The following is a 16,849-nucleotide window of genomic DNA, read 5'->3' as shown; positions in this document are numbered from 1 at the left end:
ATGAAATACTTTTTTACTTTACTTATTATAGCATTAATGAGTATTAACTTAAACGCACAATCTGTAAATGATTATAAGTATGTTATTGTACCAGAGGAGTTTGATTTTTTAAAGTCACCAGATCAATATCAAGTAAATAGTCTTACAAAGTTTCTGTTTAATAAATATGGTTTTCAAGCATATTTAGAAAAAGATAAAGAAATTCTCAAGAACCCAATTGATCCTTGTGATGCACTGTATGCAGAGGTAAATAGTGAGTCTACTTTTATACAAGCCAAGCTCACGGTAACTTTAAAAGATTGCAATGATCAAGTGATATTTAAAACTTCTGAAGGGAGGAGTAAGAATAAGGATTACAAAAAGGCATACCACGCTGCTTTGCGTGAAGCTTTTTATGATATAGAAGCCCTCAAGTATAGCTATGACCCATCGGCTGGGGTAGAAGAGCGTCAGGTTTCAGAACAAACAAAAAGCGAAGTTGTCGTAAATAATGAAGAAACTGTCTTACAGCCATCTGCGAGTAAAGATGAAGTATTAGATATAGCAGCACCAGAGACGGTTGCTCCGCAATCTGGTCAAGTAAAAACTACTATAACATATACTAGCGAAGATGGGTTTTATAAAGCAAAACAGACGGGTACTTCAATCACATTTTATGATGACGCAAAAAAGATAGGCATTGCAGAGATGGGTAATGAAGAAACATTTGATGTTACTACAACAGACTTTAGTGGGACAGCCTTTTTCTTAGAAGGTAGGCTGGTTGTACAGCGTAAAATAAAAGGTATCGCGGGCGTAGTTGAAATGATATTTACAAAGGAATAATGAAGCAATTTTACACACTACTCATAGGTATACTTTTACTGTCTTGTGGTGATAAGACAGAACAAACTATTTCAAAAGAAACTAGGCCATCAAAAGTCGTAAACACTAAGGACGTAAAGATTTTTGAGCAGATACCTAGCGATTCAAGCGGGATTACTTTTTCAAATACACTTAAAGAAGATGTAGGCTCACTAGCAAATCTATTTGATTTTGATTATTTCTATAATGGCGCTGGCGTGGGTGTGGCAGATATCAATAACGACGGCCTTCAAGATCTCTTTTTTACAGGTAACCAGGTGGCTAATAAATTGTATCTCAACAAGGGTGATTTACAGTTTGAAGATATTTCAGATACTGCAGGGATTAATGCAGGTAAACAATGGGCAAACGGTGTCACATTTGCAGATGTAAATAATGACGGCCTCATAGATATTTATGTGTCACAAGGAGGACCTAAGCAAGCACAAGAGCGTGGCAACCTGTTATATATAAATGAGGGTGATAACCGCTTTCGCGAAAGCGCAAAACAATACAACATTGCAGATACGGGTATAAGTACACAATCTTCTTTTTTTGATTTTGATAAAGATGGAGACCTTGATCTTGTTGTATCAAACGAAAATGAACTCTATGGGCTTGATCCTAAGCGATTTTTTGCCAGTATGGAGATTCGTAAAAATTTAGAAAAAAGTAGTGTCCAGCTTTATGAAAATACGGGAAGTACATTTAAAAATATAACAGAAAAGGCAGGTTTGCTTAGACCCGCCTTTGGTCTAGGCCTTGTGGTGAGTGATATAAATAATGACGGCTGGCTAGACCTTTATATTGCAAATGACTACTATGTGCCAGATGCGATGTACATAAACAATCAAGATGGAACTTTTACTGATAAAATAAAGGAACATACCGGCCAAGTTTCTTTTTATGGAATGGGGGTAGATATAGCAGATATTAATAATGATAAGCTACAAGATATCTTTGTTTTAGATATGGCTGCTAGTGATCATGTACGTTCTAAAACCCTTATGGCTAGTATGAATGAGCAACGCTTTAATATGCTTACAGAAGATCTAGGTTTCCAGCACCAGTATATGTTTAATTCATTGCAGCTCAATCGTGGCAATGGCAGGTTTGATAACGTAGTGCACCAAGCCCATATGGCAAAAACAGATTGGAGCTGGGCAGGACTAATGGCAGATCTGGATAATGATGCAGACCGGGATGTATATGTCACAAATGGATACAGACGTTATGCGCTTGATAACGATATTCAAAATCAAGTACGTGAGACACAGCGAGCCTTTAACGGTGTAGTACCACTAGAGGTGAAGCAAAAATTATATGATGCGATGCCTACTGAGAAGTTGAGCAATATCGCTTTTGTAAATAATGGAGATCTTGAGTTTAAAAATAACTCTTACCAGTGGGGTCTCGCTGTAGCATCATACTCAAATGGGGGTGCGTATGCAGACCTTGACAATGATGGTGACCTAGAGCTTATCACAAATAATATAGACGACACGGCTTTCCTTTTTAAAAACCTATCGGTCGAAAATGAGATAGGAAACTTCATAAAAGTAAAAACCGAAGGTGTCCTCTCAGAAGATTTTGCTAAGGTTACAATCATTACAAAAAATGGAACACAAGTAGCCGAAAATAAAAGAACCAGAGGCTACCTCTCTGCTGTAGAAGATATAGCGCATTTTGGGCTAGGAGATGAAGAAAATATAGATAAAGTTATTGTACAATGGCTCTCTGGAAAACGCAGTGAGTTTATAGATGTAAGAGCAAATCAAATGCTGGTTGTAAAGGAAAGTGAAGCTGCTTTAACAGGACTCCCGGTTATAGAAATGGAGGAGCCTAAGTACGCTTTCGCGAAAGCAAAAACCACCTACGGAATAGATTTTACTCATAAAGAGAATGATTTTAATGATTTTAAAAAAGAAGTTCTGTTACCCTACAAGCAGTCTCAATTGGGGCCTTTTATATCAAAGGGAGATGTAAATAATGATGGTCTTAAAGACTTATATGTAGGTGGTGCCGCTGGACAAGCTGGCGCTATTTATGTGCAGTCTAAAACCGGATTTATTAAATCTTCACAACCTAGTCTTAATACAGATAAGTTATATGAAGATATGGAATCTCTTTTTGTAGATGTAGATCAAGATGGTGATCAAGATCTCATTGTATTAAGTGGAGGAAATGAGTTTGCTTCACAAGATGTATTACTTGAGAATAGATTGTATATAAATGATGGGAGTGGCACCTATAAGAGAGAAGCATTTGGTAGTAATAGTGAGTATCGCTATTCTTTTAGTAAGAGCATAGCAGCTATAGATTATGATCAAGATGGTGATCAAGACATAGTAGTAGGTAATCGTATAGAGCAGGGTAAATTTCCAGTAAGTACAGCCTCTGTAATATACAAAAATGAAGGAGGCGTATTTACAGATGTAACAGAGACTGTAGCGCCAGACCTTTTAGATTTTGGAATTATAAATGATGTACTCACTACAGATTTTGATAATGACGGAAAGGATGATCTATTAATAGTAGGCGAGTGGTCACCCGTAGGGTTACTTAAAAACATAGGAGGCTCGTTTGTTAAGCAAAGCCTTCCAGAACTAGACGAATCTTTAGGCTTATGGTTTGCTGCAGCCGAAACAGATGTTAATGGTGATGGCGTGAAGGATTATGTGATAGGAAACATAGGTAATAATATTAAGTATAAGGCATCAAAGAAAAAACCATTTAAGGTATTTGCAAACGATTTTGATGGCAATGGCACTTTTGATCTTGTGTTAAGTAATGAGTACAATGGCAATTACGTGCCTGCGAGAGGTAAGGAATGTAGCACACAGCAAATGCCCTTCATTTCTGAAAAATTTACAACATATTCAGATTTTGCAAATGCTACCCTCCAAGACATTTATGGAGAAGGTCTTAATAATGCATATGCAAAGGAGGTAAATACATTCTCTTCATTACTTCTTATAGGTAAAAAGGAAGGTGGTTTTACTACGGCTACACTTCCAGCTTTAGCACAAACTGGACCAGGGCTTGCTATAGAAGTGCTGGACATTAATAAAGACGGGTATGAAGACTTAATTATTGCTGGTGCTATTTATGAAACTGAGGTTGAAACGCCTAGATATGATGCTGGAGTAGGAGTTATTTTAATATCAAATAAGAAAGATGGTTATAATGCACTGTCAACTGCAGAGACGCTACTTTTTCTAGATGGTAATGTAAAAGATATCCAAACTATAGCGCACAAAGGCTTGTCAAAAAACATCTTAGTTTCTGCTGTAAATGATGCCGCTATAAGAGTGGTAGATATAGACTAGTAATTGTATTTAGAACCCCACTTGGCTTTTAGGTTTTCTCTTATAGCTTTTTCTCTTGTGTTATCTGTGGGTTCATACAGAGTCGTGCCACTTATTTCTTTTGGTAAAAACTCTTGTTGCACAAAGTTGCCAGGGTAATCGTGTGAGTATTTATAATCATCACCATAACCTATTTCCTTCATAAGTTTAGTAGGAGCATTACGTAAGGGTAGTGGTACAGATAAATCTCCTGTTTGCTTTACAAGTTGTTGGGCCTTTCCTATAGCCATATATGCAGCGTTACTCTTAGGAGAGCTTGCGAGATACGTCACACACTGACTTAAAATAATACGAGCCTCAGGGTATCCTATTGTAGTAACGGCTTGAAAACAGTTGTTAGCAATAACTAGTGCGGTAGGGTTTGCGTTTCCGATGTCTTCTGCTGCGGCAATAATAAGTCTTCTTGCAATAAATTTCACATCCTCTCCGCCTTCTATCATTCTCGCCAGCCAGTATACGGCAGCGTTAGGGTCACTACCGCGTATAGATTTTATAAATGCAGATATGATATCATAGTGTTGTTCTCCTGTTTTATCATAACGCACAATGTTTTGTTGCACTTTTGATAATACCATATCATTTGTAACGACTACATCCTTATCATTTTCTGTAGTGACTATGAGCTCAAAAATATTAAGTAATTTACGAGCATCGCCGCCACTTAGTCTTAATAAAGCTTCTGTTTCTGAGAGGGTAATGTTTTTTTTCTTGAGGATTTCATCGGTATTAATAGCCCTATTGAGTAAGAGGATGAGGTCTTTCTTTTCAAAAGGTTTTAAAATATAAACTTGGCATCTAGATAAGAGTGCAGGTATAACTTCAAAACTCGGGTTTTCTGTAGTTGCCCCAACTAGAGTCACCCATCCACGCTCAACGGCACCTAGTAGAGAGTCTTGTTGAGACTTTGAAAATCGATGTATTTCATCTATAAATAATATGGGGTTTTTCTGAGTAAAGAGGCCGCCACTTTGCTTTGCCTTATCAATTACCTCTCTAATGTCTTTAACGCCGCTGTTTATCGCGCTTAGTGTATAAAAAGGTCTTTTAGACTCTTCTGCGATTATGGTTGCTAGTGTAGTTTTACCTATGCCTGGTGGTCCCCATAGTATAAGTGAGGGTATAATCCCGGCTTTGAGAGCCTGTTGCAATGAGCCATTCTCACCTACTAGGTGATGTTGACTCAAGTAATCTTCTAGTTTTTTAGGGCGTAGGCGTTCTGCAAGCGGTGTATTCATCATACAAAAATAGCTAATTAAAAATGTCTTGTATGACAATCTTTCATCTAGATACACTATGGTCACAAAATTGCTTTCTTGAGGCAAAGCTTGCGCTTATGGATAGTGAATCTTCGTATTTTAAATTCTATAATGGAGTAGTGGGGTATCCGTTGCTTTTTGTGCTCATCATCTGGTTTGTATTTTGGGTCGAGATAAAATTTGGATTAGATTTTACGCAATGGGGCGTACGTCCCAGAACATTTAAGGGATTAAGAGGTGTCCTTTTCTCACCATTCATACATAGTGGTATAAAGCACTTGTGGCACAATACAACACCGCTATTAGTTTTAAGTACCGCCCTTTTCTATTTTTATAGAACAATTTCTTGGAAAGTTCTAGTTTTAATAGTGTTTCTAAGTGGTTTAGGAACTTGGTTAATAGGTCGCACCTCTTATCATATTGGTATGAGCGGCGTTATTTATGGGCTCGTGGCTTTCTTATTTTTTAAAGGTATACTCGCTAAGCACTATAGATTAGTAGCACTTTCACTTGTTGTGGTTTTTTTATATGGGAGTTTAATATGGGGCACGATGCCTACGAGCCAAAATATCTCTTGGGAGGGTCATCTTTCTGGGTTCATAGCTGGTGCTTTGATTGCATTACGCTTTCGCGAAAGCGTACCAAAACCCATTACATATGCTTGGGAGGAACCTGATTATAATGAGGCAGATGATCCTTTTATGAGGCAGTTTGACGAAGATGGAAACTTCTTTGAATTACCCCCTGATCCAAAAATTGACACAGAGGCAGACTCTTATACAATTATTTATCACTTTGTAAGTAACGACGGTGATGATGCGCAAGCTCTGGATGTCCCTCAGAAAGACTTATAAGCGTTGTCTCACCGCTTCATAAAGAAAGGCTCCACAGGCAACCGAAACATTTAAAGAGGCAATAGAGCCCTTAAGAGGGAGTTTTGCTTGATGATCCACAATTTTAAGTACACCTGGTGATACACCGCTATCTTCACGTCCCATTACTATTGCAGTAGGTTCTTTAAAATCTACGTCGTAGAGAGTGTTGTCTGTTTTTTCAGTTGCAGCTACAACTTGAATTCCTGATCCTTGCAGGTAGTAAATAGCATCTTTTATATGATCTACTTTGGCAATAGGCATACTAAATGCTGCACCAGCAGATGTTTTTACAGCAACACCATTGAGGGGAGCGCCTCCTTTTTTTGGTATTATTACACCGTGGGCTCCTGTACACTCTGCAGTACGTATAATTGCACCAAAGTTGCGTACATCTGAGAGTTGATCAAGCAAAATAAATAATGGTGTTTCTCCACTCTCTACCGTTCTATTCACAAGTTCTTCAAAGTCGTGATATTTAACCGGAGATATTGTAGCAACAGCACCTTGGTGGTTGAGTTGTGTAAGCTTATTAAGTTTTTCAATAGGTACAAAAGAGGTTTGTATCCCATTTTTCTTGATAAGTGTATTCAGTTCGCTCAGTAGTGAGTTGTGAAGTCCTTTCTGTAGAAAAACTTTATCTACTTCTTTACCTGCTTCTATCGCTTCTATGATTGCACGCGTTCCGTGTATTTGTAGTGTTTTTTCCATAGTTTAAGTAATTATTAATAGCGATAAAATTAGGAGCGCAAAGTTACAGTTTATTTTGATGTCATTGCTGGCTTTATGTAATAGTTAGTTTTTAAATATAACCTCAATATCTTCAAACTTAATCTCACTAAAAGGTTTTAATGTTTCAGCATTAAAATATTTTATAAGATCTGGCGTGTCAATAGTATCTTCTTTTGCAACAAATTGTGTGTAATCTGCAAAACGTATCCCATTTATTGTTCTATGATTATAATATCTTTTAATTCGGGGAACTTTACTTTCTGTTACAAATTTCTGACTTACATACATAATATCCTTTGTAGTAGGATCTATATAGAGGTAGAATTCATTGATGTCAATATCTCTTACAAATTTGGTTTTTACTTTAATGAACTGGTATTTATTTGTGCCTTTTGTAATAAATCCAACCGAGTCAATTTCCATATCGTTTGATGTGAGTACAAATGGTATTGAATTGCTGTAGGTGAAATTAGATAAATGAGACTTTTTTAAATAATTATCACTATCCACATTCCTTAATGAATCATTTAAGTATTCACTTAAAATGCCATTCTCAAGAATAGATTTTAATTGATCATCCTCTCGATTCGATTCTATTAACGATAGTCCTACTCTGTAGCCATCTCTATCTACTGCGTATTTAAAATTGTTAACTGTGTACGAGATTGTAGAATTATAATATTTTTCACCACCATAGTGTAATACTAGATCGTCTAGGGTAACTCTGGTATCTGGATTTTTACAAGACCATAAACTCAGAGCCATAATTATTAAACAGAAGTATGAGAGAGGTTTTAGGTTATATGTATTGTATGGGTTTAGCACGATTGTGTAAAGTTTAGATATGGATTTAATTTTGTTTAAAAGTAAGGAAGAGATTTAAAAAGAAAAAGCTCCGCAGAGCGGAGCTTTTAATATATAATAATATTCTTAAGAATATAAATCTATTGCTTTGTTAACTGAAGAGTTACTACATAACTACCAGTACCACAACCTGCATCACCGTTGAAATCTTCAAAACTTAGTTCTATAACATCATCATCACCAGGTGTGAATAGTTGAGAATAAGGAGAAGGAGTAACATCACCTTGAGCTTGCTCAATAGTAGTTCCATCACATCCTAAAGTTCCAGCTAATGAAGTTCCAGATACAATAAACTCACCACAATTCATCATTATTGTAAGGCGCTGTCCAAAGTCAAACGCTCCTGGGAAGTAAGTAAAATCAAAACCTCTAACTGCTCCAGTACCTTCTACTGTTACAACTTCAGTTCCCCAAGCTTCTCCAAAAGCACTAGATTGTGTACTTGTTTTCTCAAGTAAGTAATCTCCAACAAAATAATCAGCAGGAACTGGACAAGATACAGTTGCTACATATTGAAAAGGAGAAGAAAAGAAACCACCTGTAATAATACCTCCAGCATTATCTGCAGAAAATACTCTTCCATCAGTAAGGTTTAGTGCTAAACGGATAGTAAAGGTATCTCCACCTGTTAACTGATCTTCAGATGCAATATTAGTAAGCGCTCTTAATTCATCAAAACTATATAATAGTTCTGTTCTTGGTAATCCAAACGGACCATCTACAAAAGCTGAAGCATCAACGTTTTCAATAAAAACTTCGTCTGTTATAGCTCCAGAACTATCAGAATCTGGACCAGGAGTATTGTCAGCGAAAGTAACGTAAACATCTACACTTTGAAGTAAATCCCCTTCGAATGCATCTTGCTCTTCTAAACTCACTGAGAAGTTAGCAACTTCAGCACCTGCTGCTGTAAGCGGCAGGTCATTTTGAAGGTCTAAAGTTCTAAGTACAGCACCACGAGTAACTGACTCTTGTACAAAATCGGTGGTGTTTTGTTCATCGTCCTCACAAGAGGCCATTCCAAAAAGAATGGCTCCAGCGAAGGCAAATTTTAATATATTTTTCATTTTTATATTTTTTTAAATGTTAGTTCGAAGCCGGGAATCCTCCGTTCGGTGAAGATGGTGGGTTCGTGTCCCAGAATACTTGTATATTCTGATCTGGCTTTTGATTAATATTTGGATTTGCAACAATTTCAGAAGATGCATATGGGAATGATCTTGGGAAGTTACCAGGATCAGCCTCTAAGTTTGGTTGAAGCGTAGTTGGGAATCCTTGTCTTCTGTAGAAGTTATAAGATTCAGCAGCTCCACCATAAAGAGTAACCCAGTATTGTTGTGCATAAATATTCCACTTTCCAGTCATATCTGCTGCGTCAAAGTCAGCTACGATATCACTAATAAAGTTTCCAACAACAACATCTGAAGGTTCAGTAGAACCATCATTAGTTGCATCAAGAGCTCCAAATGTTTGAACCTTAGCAATAGACTTTGTTAAACCTGCTTCAATAAAATCAGCAGCTCCGTCAGCATCACCAGCAACAAGTGCCGCTTCTGCTCTCCAGAAGTCTACATAAGAAGCAAGTATGATTGGCTCGATACCAGCTCCACCGCCACCAGCGCCTTGAGAAACACTACCAAATTCTGCTTGGTCATAAAGTCCACCAGAAGGATATACACCTGTTACAGTTCTTAAGAAGTTATCAGGAGGAGTACCGTCATCATCACCGTGATCTCTACCCCAGTAACCGTTTTCTAAGAAACAATACGTAAATCCTGCATAGTGAGGAGGAGGAGTCTCTAAAGAACAAGATAAAGTCTCTCCATTACCTTCTGGAAGACATCCAGCACCTGGAGTACAATCAGATTGACGGTAGAAGTAATATCTAATTCTAGGGTCATTAGTCTCAGACATATAGTTCATTAACCAGTTAGAACGGTATAAGTTACCTCCAGAAGGAGTGTAATCATTAGCATAATCTGGGTGTCTGTTATCTGGGTTTAATAAGTTAGATCCAAATTTGAATTCTAAATCATCTTCAGTAGAACTAATAAAGTTATCATCAGCAACGATAGCATTGAAGGTAGTTAGATCACCAGTTGTAATAGCTGCTTTCATTAGGATAGTGTTAGCTGCTTTTAACCACTTTGAAATATCTTCATCATAAAATAGATCTTCAACCGCAGTATTTACATCACCTTCAGATTCTGTAAGATCATTATTTAAAGCAGTAAGAGTAGCGCTTCCTTCTGAAACTAGATTTTTAGCCGCTTCGTATACAGAAGCTCCATCTTGAACATTTGGACTTGGAAAATCTGTAGGATTAAACGCTTCATCAAAAGGAATATCTCCTATAAAATCTACTAGCCAAAGTAGTGAGTGTCCTAACATTATTTTACCTGTTCCAACTTGGAAACGAAGGTCTAATGATGGATCTGCATTTAAATCTTCTAGAGTTCTTACATCAACAAGCATTCCTGCATATGTACGAGTCCAAGCACCATTTAAAGTACCTCCAGTTAAACCAGCAAAGTAGTTTCTATTTCCAAAATATTGAATTCTGGTTAGTGCTCCACCGTTACCATTGAATGTCTGTGCATTCAATTGGTAGTTCAGTTGAACCGAGTTTAGCAGAAAATTAGGATCTGCCTGGTCTGGTGTTAAGTTGTTAGGATCATTTACTAACTCTAATTCTGTGGTTTCACAAGAATAGAAGAGAGATGAACCAGCTATAACAACAGCCATTATGAACTTAAATGTATTTTTCATAATTCTATTTTTATATATCTTTTAATTAAAATGATGCTTTTACGCTTACTCCATAACGTTTTGAAGAAGGACCGTTGATGTAATCAAATCCACGACCATTTCCAACTCCAACACCTGCTACGTTAGGATCGAAGTTTGCTCCATCTGGAGTGTTATAAGCGTCATACCATAGGTTGAATCCACTAGCTGTAACGCTAAATGAACCAAATGGTGTTTTCTCTAAGAATTTTTTAGGTAAAGAATATCCTAAAGAAACTTCTTGTAATCTAAGAACAGAAGCATCATATACTTGAAGTTCTTTTGGGCCGAAAAGTACGTTGTTGAAGTAGTACTGAGAATTGTTAATTTGTACTTGGTTTTCAGAACCATCAGCTTGAACACCTGGAAGAATATAAGTATTCTCACGGTTTTCAGTTTCTGTAATAAGACCACGTCCTAATAATACTCCAATTGTAGAAGATGCAATATCTCCACCTTTTGTATGGTTTACTTGGAAACCAAGATTGAAGTTTTTGTAAGATAATGAGTTAATCCAGTTTAATACATAATCTGGGTTAGGGTTACCAATAATTGGTGTAATACTACGACCATCATCAAGTATAACGTTATCTTGAACAACATAGTTACCAGCACCATTTACAACAAAGTTACCATCATCATCTCTTAAGATTCTAGTACCAACGATAACACCTAATTGCTCACCTCTAATTGCAGCATTCGCTCCAAGTACTGGGTCAGTAGATCCAGCATAAAGAATCTGGTCATCATCTTGTTCTGTTACAATCTGCTCACTTGTTGTAAAGTTAACTCTAGAGTTCCAGTTGAATCCATCATTTTCGCTTTGGAAGATGTCAACACCTAAATCAACTTCAAATCCGTCACCTTCAACTTTACCAATATTACTCTGTGTAGAAGTAAATCCAGTTGATGGAGGTAATGGTTTAAATACGATTAGATCATCAGTAGATCTGTTAAAGTAAGAGAAATCTAAGCTTACTCTGTTCTTAAGAAAACGAGCATCAAATCCAACTTCAAATTCAGAGATAAGTTCTGGCTTAAGATCAGGATTAGCTTGGAAGTTACTTACACTGTTAGTTGTAGTGTTACCACCACCAGCGTTTTGATCAATGTATTGGTTTGTAAATTGGTTAACAGTATTTACTGTTGGGAAACCACCAGGGAAACCAGCAGAAGTACCAAGACCAGCTCTTACTTTTAAGTAATTAAGTCCATCACCTTTAAGACCATCAAATGCAGTAGTAGGTAAGAAAGATACACTTACAGATGGGTATAACTGTGAGTTGTTCTCTTTTGGTAGGTTAGAAACCCAATCATTACGAGCTGCAAGCGTAAGGAAAAGCATATTGTCATAATCTATATCTGCTTGTCCTAATACACCTACGATGTTTTGGTAAGATGTAAATTGGATTGGAGCTTGCTCTAAGAAGTTAAAGTGTCTCTGTACACCAAAAACAAGTTGTCCTGTACTAGCTACACCTTGTTGATCAAATTCAACAGATCTTGATGTTGCTCCAGTAATGAACGTTAAACCTATTTTCTCAGAAAGATCGTAATCTCCACTTAATGCTAAGTAGTGATCCCAGATTCTGTTGTTGTTATCCCAAGTGTTATATTCACCATTAATATCATCAACAGTTGCACCTAAAACTCCGCCTTTATTTACGTAGCTTACGTTACGCTCATTGTAGAAATCTACACCTGCACGATATTGTAAGTTAAGATTATCACTAATTGCGTATTGTAAAGTAGATGTTCCATATACACGGTTTGTTAACTGTGTGTTTTTTGCATTTTGTACAATCCAGTTAGGGTTGTTAATGTCATTACCTTGACGGTAGTAAACACTTCCTCCTGTTTCAGGAATTGTGAATGGTAAGTTTGCTAAGTCTACGTTACGAGGTGTAAAGAATACATTTGCAAATACTGAGAATCCTAAAGTACCATTACCACGAGATGCAGCTACTGGAGGAGAAGAGAAATCAGTTCTAGAGAAGTTTAATGTTCCTGAGATTGTAAACTTATTAGATAACTGTGCTCTACCACCTACAGAAAGGTTATTTCTACGTAATTGGTTTCCAGGGATAAATCCTTTATCCTCTAAGTGACCGTAGTTTAAGTTGTAGTTTACTTTACCATCTTCAGATGCACCGTTAATGTTTATAGAAGTGTTAGAAACACCACCTGTACGGAAGAACTGAGATACGTTATTATAAGGTCTGTACTCGTAACGTTGATCTGCAAACTCTGTTCTTAAGGTCTCTCCAATATCTGCACCCGTAGTTGAATATGGGTGAGCTACTGTACCGTTTTCGTCTATCTGTCCTGAAGGCTCATTTAAGTAACCTGCAACACCACCTGCTTCAAAAGCTGGACCCCAGTTTGAGAAGAACCATCCGAAAGACTGGTCAAAACCTCCACCAAACTTGTCTTGGTAATCTGGTAATGAAGCGATTTCATTAACAAAGTAAGACTGGTTGATTGTGATTTCAGTTTTCTTAGGTCCGCCAGCTCCACTTTGACCTGACTTTGTAGTAATAACGATAACCCCGTTACGTCCTGCTGTACCATATAGCGTTGCAGCAGCAAGTCCTTTAAGAACGTTTACGCTAGCAATGTTGTTTGGATCAAGATCTAAGAAACGAGAAGAACCGTTGTTTCCATTTAAAAAACTTCCTTGAGAGTTAGTATCACTACTAAAAGGTACACCATCTACAATAAATAATGCCTGGTTACTTCCGTTAATAGAAGTATAACCACGTATTACTACGTTTGTTGCAGATCCAGAAGCACCACTCTGTGATGTAATCTGTACACCAGAAGCTTTTCCTGAAAGTACACGAGCAACGTCACCTTCCGTACGTCCTTCGATTTCTTCAGAAGCAACCTCACTTACTGCATAACCAAGCGCTTTTTTCTCACGCTTAACACCTTGTGCAGTTACAATTACCTCGTCTAAGGCATTGTCTGCAGCAAGAGCTACATTAATTGTTGATTGATTTCCTACTGTAACCTCTTGTGTTGCGAAACCAACAAAACTAAAGACAAGTACATCAGATGGACTCGCTTGAATTGAGTAATTTCCGTCAAAATCGGTTTGAGTTCCCGTAGAAGTACCTTTGATAATGACATTTGCACCAGGCAAAGGACCATTGTCTTCAGTAACAGTTCCGGAAACTGTTGTTTGTGCAAACGAAACTTGCACTACAAACGCTAGCAATAGCGTTAAAATTCCACTAAACTTTGTTTTCATTTTTATAAATTATTTGAATTAGCCAATGCCAAAAATCACAATAAAAAGTTAATTACACAACTAATAGTTCCTAAAATTTAGTTTTTTTTTAACGCTTTGTAAATGGTGTTAATCCCTTTATTTAAAAGCGTACGGCAAGAATTAGATGTAATTTTGTGTTTGAGAAGTCTAATGCGGAATTGTTAAATTTTCCGTTTGCAATATTGATTTGCAGTAGTCCTGCCTTAGTGCGTATTCCCGCTCCTGCTCCTAGGCTTAACAGGTAATTCTTTTCATTTGCAATATTATTTTCAACATACCCACCATCTGTAACTGTGTTGATGTATAGGCTATTACTTAGTTTTAATCTATATTCTGTGTTTATGATGCCAGAGAGATTTGCAAAGATGCTGTTCTCTTCAAAGCCTCTTATAGAAGTAATTCCTCCTAGTCTGAATAGTTCGTTTGTGATGTAATTTTCAGAAAACAAACTGTTAAAAGATCCAGAAATATAGATTGAGTTTTTGTTATTAAAATTAAAAATCCTTTTCATTTTTAATAAAATTTGGGTCTGTGGTGTTTTTGTCATATTCGCAATTCTAGTTCCGTAATTAGTTTGAAAATGAAATTGCGTGGTTATAGGGAAGAAATAGTCGTTGTTTCTTTTGGTATACTGGTATTCCAGGTATACTGTTGTGGTCTTAAAGTCTGCTACGTCCTGTTCTGTTTCTTGAATGGTGAGAAGGTTTTCTGATGTTATGTTATTGTATCCTGTTGAGATTTTGTGATTAGTAGTCGGGTGGTAATATGCCTGAATGTTTATATCTGTAGTTGAGAATGTGCTATCTTTTCTAAAGATGGAGAGTGAGCTTTCTATTCCTAAGGGTGTCTTTAGTATATAGGGTAGTGATGCTTTTATTTTAAGTTGTGATTGATCCTCCCCGTCAGATTTGTAGTTAAGTGATAGTTCTTCACCGTAGTTAAAGTTGTTTATGAGTTGTAGGTCTAGGTAGCCATCTAGTCTTAAAGTATTGTCTTCGTTTGATGCAAAACCAATAAAACCGTCAAATTGATTTTGATCTACTTTTTTAATGTAGTAAAAAACGGTGGTGCTATCTTTTTTAAAAAGAGCTTGAGCTTTTCTAGTTGTACTTATAAAACGTAAACTGCGTAGCTCATCGTTTATGGTATTCAGCTTTTCTTGGTTGTAGGTTTTGTTGAGTACTTTTTTTGTTATGCTGTTTAAAAACGTAGTTGGATAATTTGAATATCCTTTATAAATCACATCGGTTATTTTTCGTTGTTGATTAGATGTTACTTCTAGTCTACCATTTATGATGTTATTGGTTTTTGTGAGTTCTGTTATTTGAAAGCTTGCGAACGGATCACCATTGTTTGCGGCAATTGTTGTTAGTTGCTCTAATAGCGCTTTCGCGAAAGCGGTTTCTATAATTAGAATATCATTATCTATGGTGTAGGCTGTCTCCTTAATATAAGTTTTTAGAATGGGTTGTTTTGAAATGTCAAGAGTTAGTGAATCGTACCTAGTGTTTAGTGAGAATGTTGCCGTGTAGATGTTATTGCTCTGTTGGACTGTTTTTTCAATATCAAAATAGCCTTCTGTAATGAGTTGGTTTGCGATGCTGTCTAACTCGTTATAGAGTAAAGCAGCTTCGGTAAAAGATTTAGTGTGTGGTATTGTATTAAGTAATTTAGTTTCTTCCTTATTCTCTCCTTCTAGTAGTAGGAGTAGTTTTGAACCTGAATTTTGACCACTTAACGTAATGGTGAAGACAAATAGTGTAAGTAATGATATGTGGGTCTTCAAAAAATGGATGGATTTATGGTTGTTTTGGTAACGTGTTTTTCGGTTGCTAAAGTATGTTAGTTTTTTGGTATTCAGAACTTTTTTGAAAAATTAGCAAGCTGCTATTTGATGGCTGAGAAAAATTTCATACTTTTGCCAACCCTTAAAATGGGTATATTAAGTAAATTAACAATTAGGTAGAAAGAAATTATGCCAACAATTTCACAATTAGTACGTAAAGGAAGAACCAAGATTACCAAGAAGAGTAAATCGGCGGCCCTTGAATCGTGCCCACAACGCCGCGGCGTATGTACTCGTGTTTACACGACTACACCTAAGAAACCAAACTCGGCTATGCGTAAAGTTGCGCGTGTTCGTTTAACAAATGGTAAAGAGGTGAATGCATACATCGGAGGAGAAGGTCACAATTTACAAGAGCACTCGATAGTATTGGTAAGAGGTGGAAGGGTAAAAGATTTGCCAGGAGTTAGATATCATATTGTACGTGGAGCCTTAGACACCGCTGGTGTTGCAGGAAGAACGCAATCGAGATCTAAATATGGTGCAAAACGCCCTAAGAAGTAAATCAACAACACTTTAAGAAGAAGTAATGAGAAAAAAACAGGCCAAGAAGAGACCTATTCTTCCAGATCCAAAATTTAACGATCAGTTAGTAACTCGTTTCGTTAATATGATGATGTGGAGTGGTAAGAAGTCTACAGCTTTTAAAGTATTTTATGATGCAATTGACATCGTAGAAGAAAAGAATACAAATGAAGAAAAAACAGCTTTAGAGCTGTGGAAAGATGCTTTATCTAACGTAATGCCTCACGTAGAAGTGCGTAGTCGTCGTGTAGGAGGAGCAACTTATCAGATACCAAACCAAATTCGTCCAGATCGTAAGATCTCTACTGCGATGAAGTGGTTAATTAGCTTTTCTCGTAAGAGAAATGAGAAGTCTATGGCTGCAAAGCTAGCTGCAGAGATTATGGCTGCGGCAAAAGAAGAAGGTGCTGCTGTTAAAAAGCGTGTTGATACACACAAAATGGCAGAAGCAAATAAAGCATTCTCACACTTTAGATTCTAAG

Annotated in this window: 12 protein-coding genes; 5 read left to right on the top strand and 7 right to left on the bottom strand. The window is 36.9% G+C overall.

The genetic code is table 11. The features are described from left to right. Entirely contained in the window at nt 1-825 is an 825-nt protein-coding gene (locus ACFO5T_RS08315) for a hypothetical protein (RefSeq protein WP_380033521.1), read from the top strand. Further along, nucleotides 825-4,172: a VCBS repeat-containing protein gene (locus tag ACFO5T_RS08310; protein ID WP_380033519.1), complete on the top strand. Its 3,348-nt coding sequence runs from the start codon at nt 825-827 to the stop codon at nt 4,170-4,172. Before ACFO5T_RS08315 ends, ACFO5T_RS08310 begins: the two co-directional genes overlap by 1 nt. Here ACFO5T_RS08310 and ACFO5T_RS08305 read toward each other — a convergent pair. Next, nucleotides 4,169-5,446, bottom strand: a complete 1,278-nt coding sequence (locus ACFO5T_RS08305; protein WP_380033555.1) for a replication-associated recombination protein A — start codon at nt 5,444-5,446, stop codon at nt 4,169-4,171. The genes ACFO5T_RS08310 and ACFO5T_RS08305 overlap by 4 nt on opposite strands. Nucleotides 5,447-5,544: 98 nt before the next feature. On the opposite strand from ACFO5T_RS08305, the gene ACFO5T_RS08300 reads away from it, so the two are divergent. Further along, nucleotides 5,545-6,321: a rhomboid family intramembrane serine protease gene (locus tag ACFO5T_RS08300; RefSeq protein ID WP_380033553.1), complete on the top strand. Its 777-nt coding sequence runs from the start codon at nt 5,545-5,547 to the stop codon at nt 6,319-6,321. On the opposite strand, the gene rlmB is transcribed toward ACFO5T_RS08300, so the two are convergent. The 6 genes from rlmB to ACFO5T_RS08270 all read right to left on the bottom strand — a co-directional run bounded on the left by rlmB (nt 6,316) and on the right by ACFO5T_RS08270 (nt 15,782). Further along, nucleotides 6,316-7,050, bottom strand: coding sequence for a 23S rRNA (guanosine(2251)-2'-O)-methyltransferase RlmB (rlmB, locus tag ACFO5T_RS08295; RefSeq protein ID WP_035327527.1), 735 nt, complete (start codon nt 7,048-7,050; stop codon nt 6,316-6,318). The two genes, ACFO5T_RS08300 and rlmB, sit on opposite strands and share 6 nt — an antisense overlap. An 84-nt stretch (nt 7,051-7,134) precedes the next feature. After that, complete coding sequence (locus ACFO5T_RS08290; RefSeq protein WP_380033516.1) at nt 7,135-7,836, bottom strand: hypothetical protein; 702 nt, start codon at nt 7,834-7,836, stop codon at nt 7,135-7,137. A gap of 179 nt (nt 7,837-8,015) precedes the next feature. Beyond that, the gene (locus ACFO5T_RS08285) at nt 8,016-9,002 is read right to left on the bottom strand and encodes a hypothetical protein (protein ID WP_380033514.1); all 987 of its coding nucleotides are present in this window, start codon (nt 9,000-9,002) and stop codon (nt 8,016-8,018) included. Between the two features lie 19 nt (nt 9,003-9,021). Continuing rightward, nucleotides 9,022-10,704, bottom strand: coding sequence for a SusD/RagB family nutrient-binding outer membrane lipoprotein (locus ACFO5T_RS08280; RefSeq protein WP_380033512.1), 1,683 nt, complete (start codon nt 10,702-10,704; stop codon nt 9,022-9,024). A gap of 25 nt (nt 10,705-10,729) precedes the next feature. After that, the gene (locus tag ACFO5T_RS08275; RefSeq protein ID WP_380033510.1) at nt 10,730-13,975 is read right to left on the bottom strand and encodes a SusC/RagA family TonB-linked outer membrane protein; all 3,246 of its coding nucleotides are present in this window, start codon (nt 13,973-13,975) and stop codon (nt 10,730-10,732) included. A 121-nt stretch (nt 13,976-14,096) separates the two neighbouring features. Beyond that, nucleotides 14,097-15,782 (bottom strand): BamA/TamA family outer membrane protein, encoded by a 1,686-nt coding sequence (locus ACFO5T_RS08270; RefSeq protein WP_380033508.1) that lies wholly within the window; start codon nt 15,780-15,782, stop codon nt 14,097-14,099. Between the two features lie 189 nt (nt 15,783-15,971). On the opposite strand from ACFO5T_RS08270, the gene rpsL reads away from it, so the two are divergent. After that, the gene (gene rpsL, locus ACFO5T_RS08265; protein ID WP_013751318.1) at nt 15,972-16,346 is read left to right on the top strand and encodes a 30S ribosomal protein S12; all 375 of its coding nucleotides are present in this window, start codon (nt 15,972-15,974) and stop codon (nt 16,344-16,346) included. Between the two features lie 25 nt (nt 16,347-16,371). Next, a complete protein-coding gene (gene rpsG / locus ACFO5T_RS08260) occupies nt 16,372-16,848 on the top strand; it encodes a 30S ribosomal protein S7 (RefSeq protein ID WP_035327538.1) in 477 nt (158 codons plus the stop codon). Nucleotide 16,849 lies beyond the last annotated feature (1 nt).

The organism is Dokdonia genika, from assembly GCF_042652845.1.
GTDB classification, from domain to species: domain Bacteria; phylum Bacteroidota; class Bacteroidia; order Flavobacteriales; family Flavobacteriaceae; genus Dokdonia; species Dokdonia donghaensis.
The sequence above is the reverse complement of the archived record's forward strand: the minus strand, read 5'-3'. Positions and strand labels throughout refer to the sequence as shown.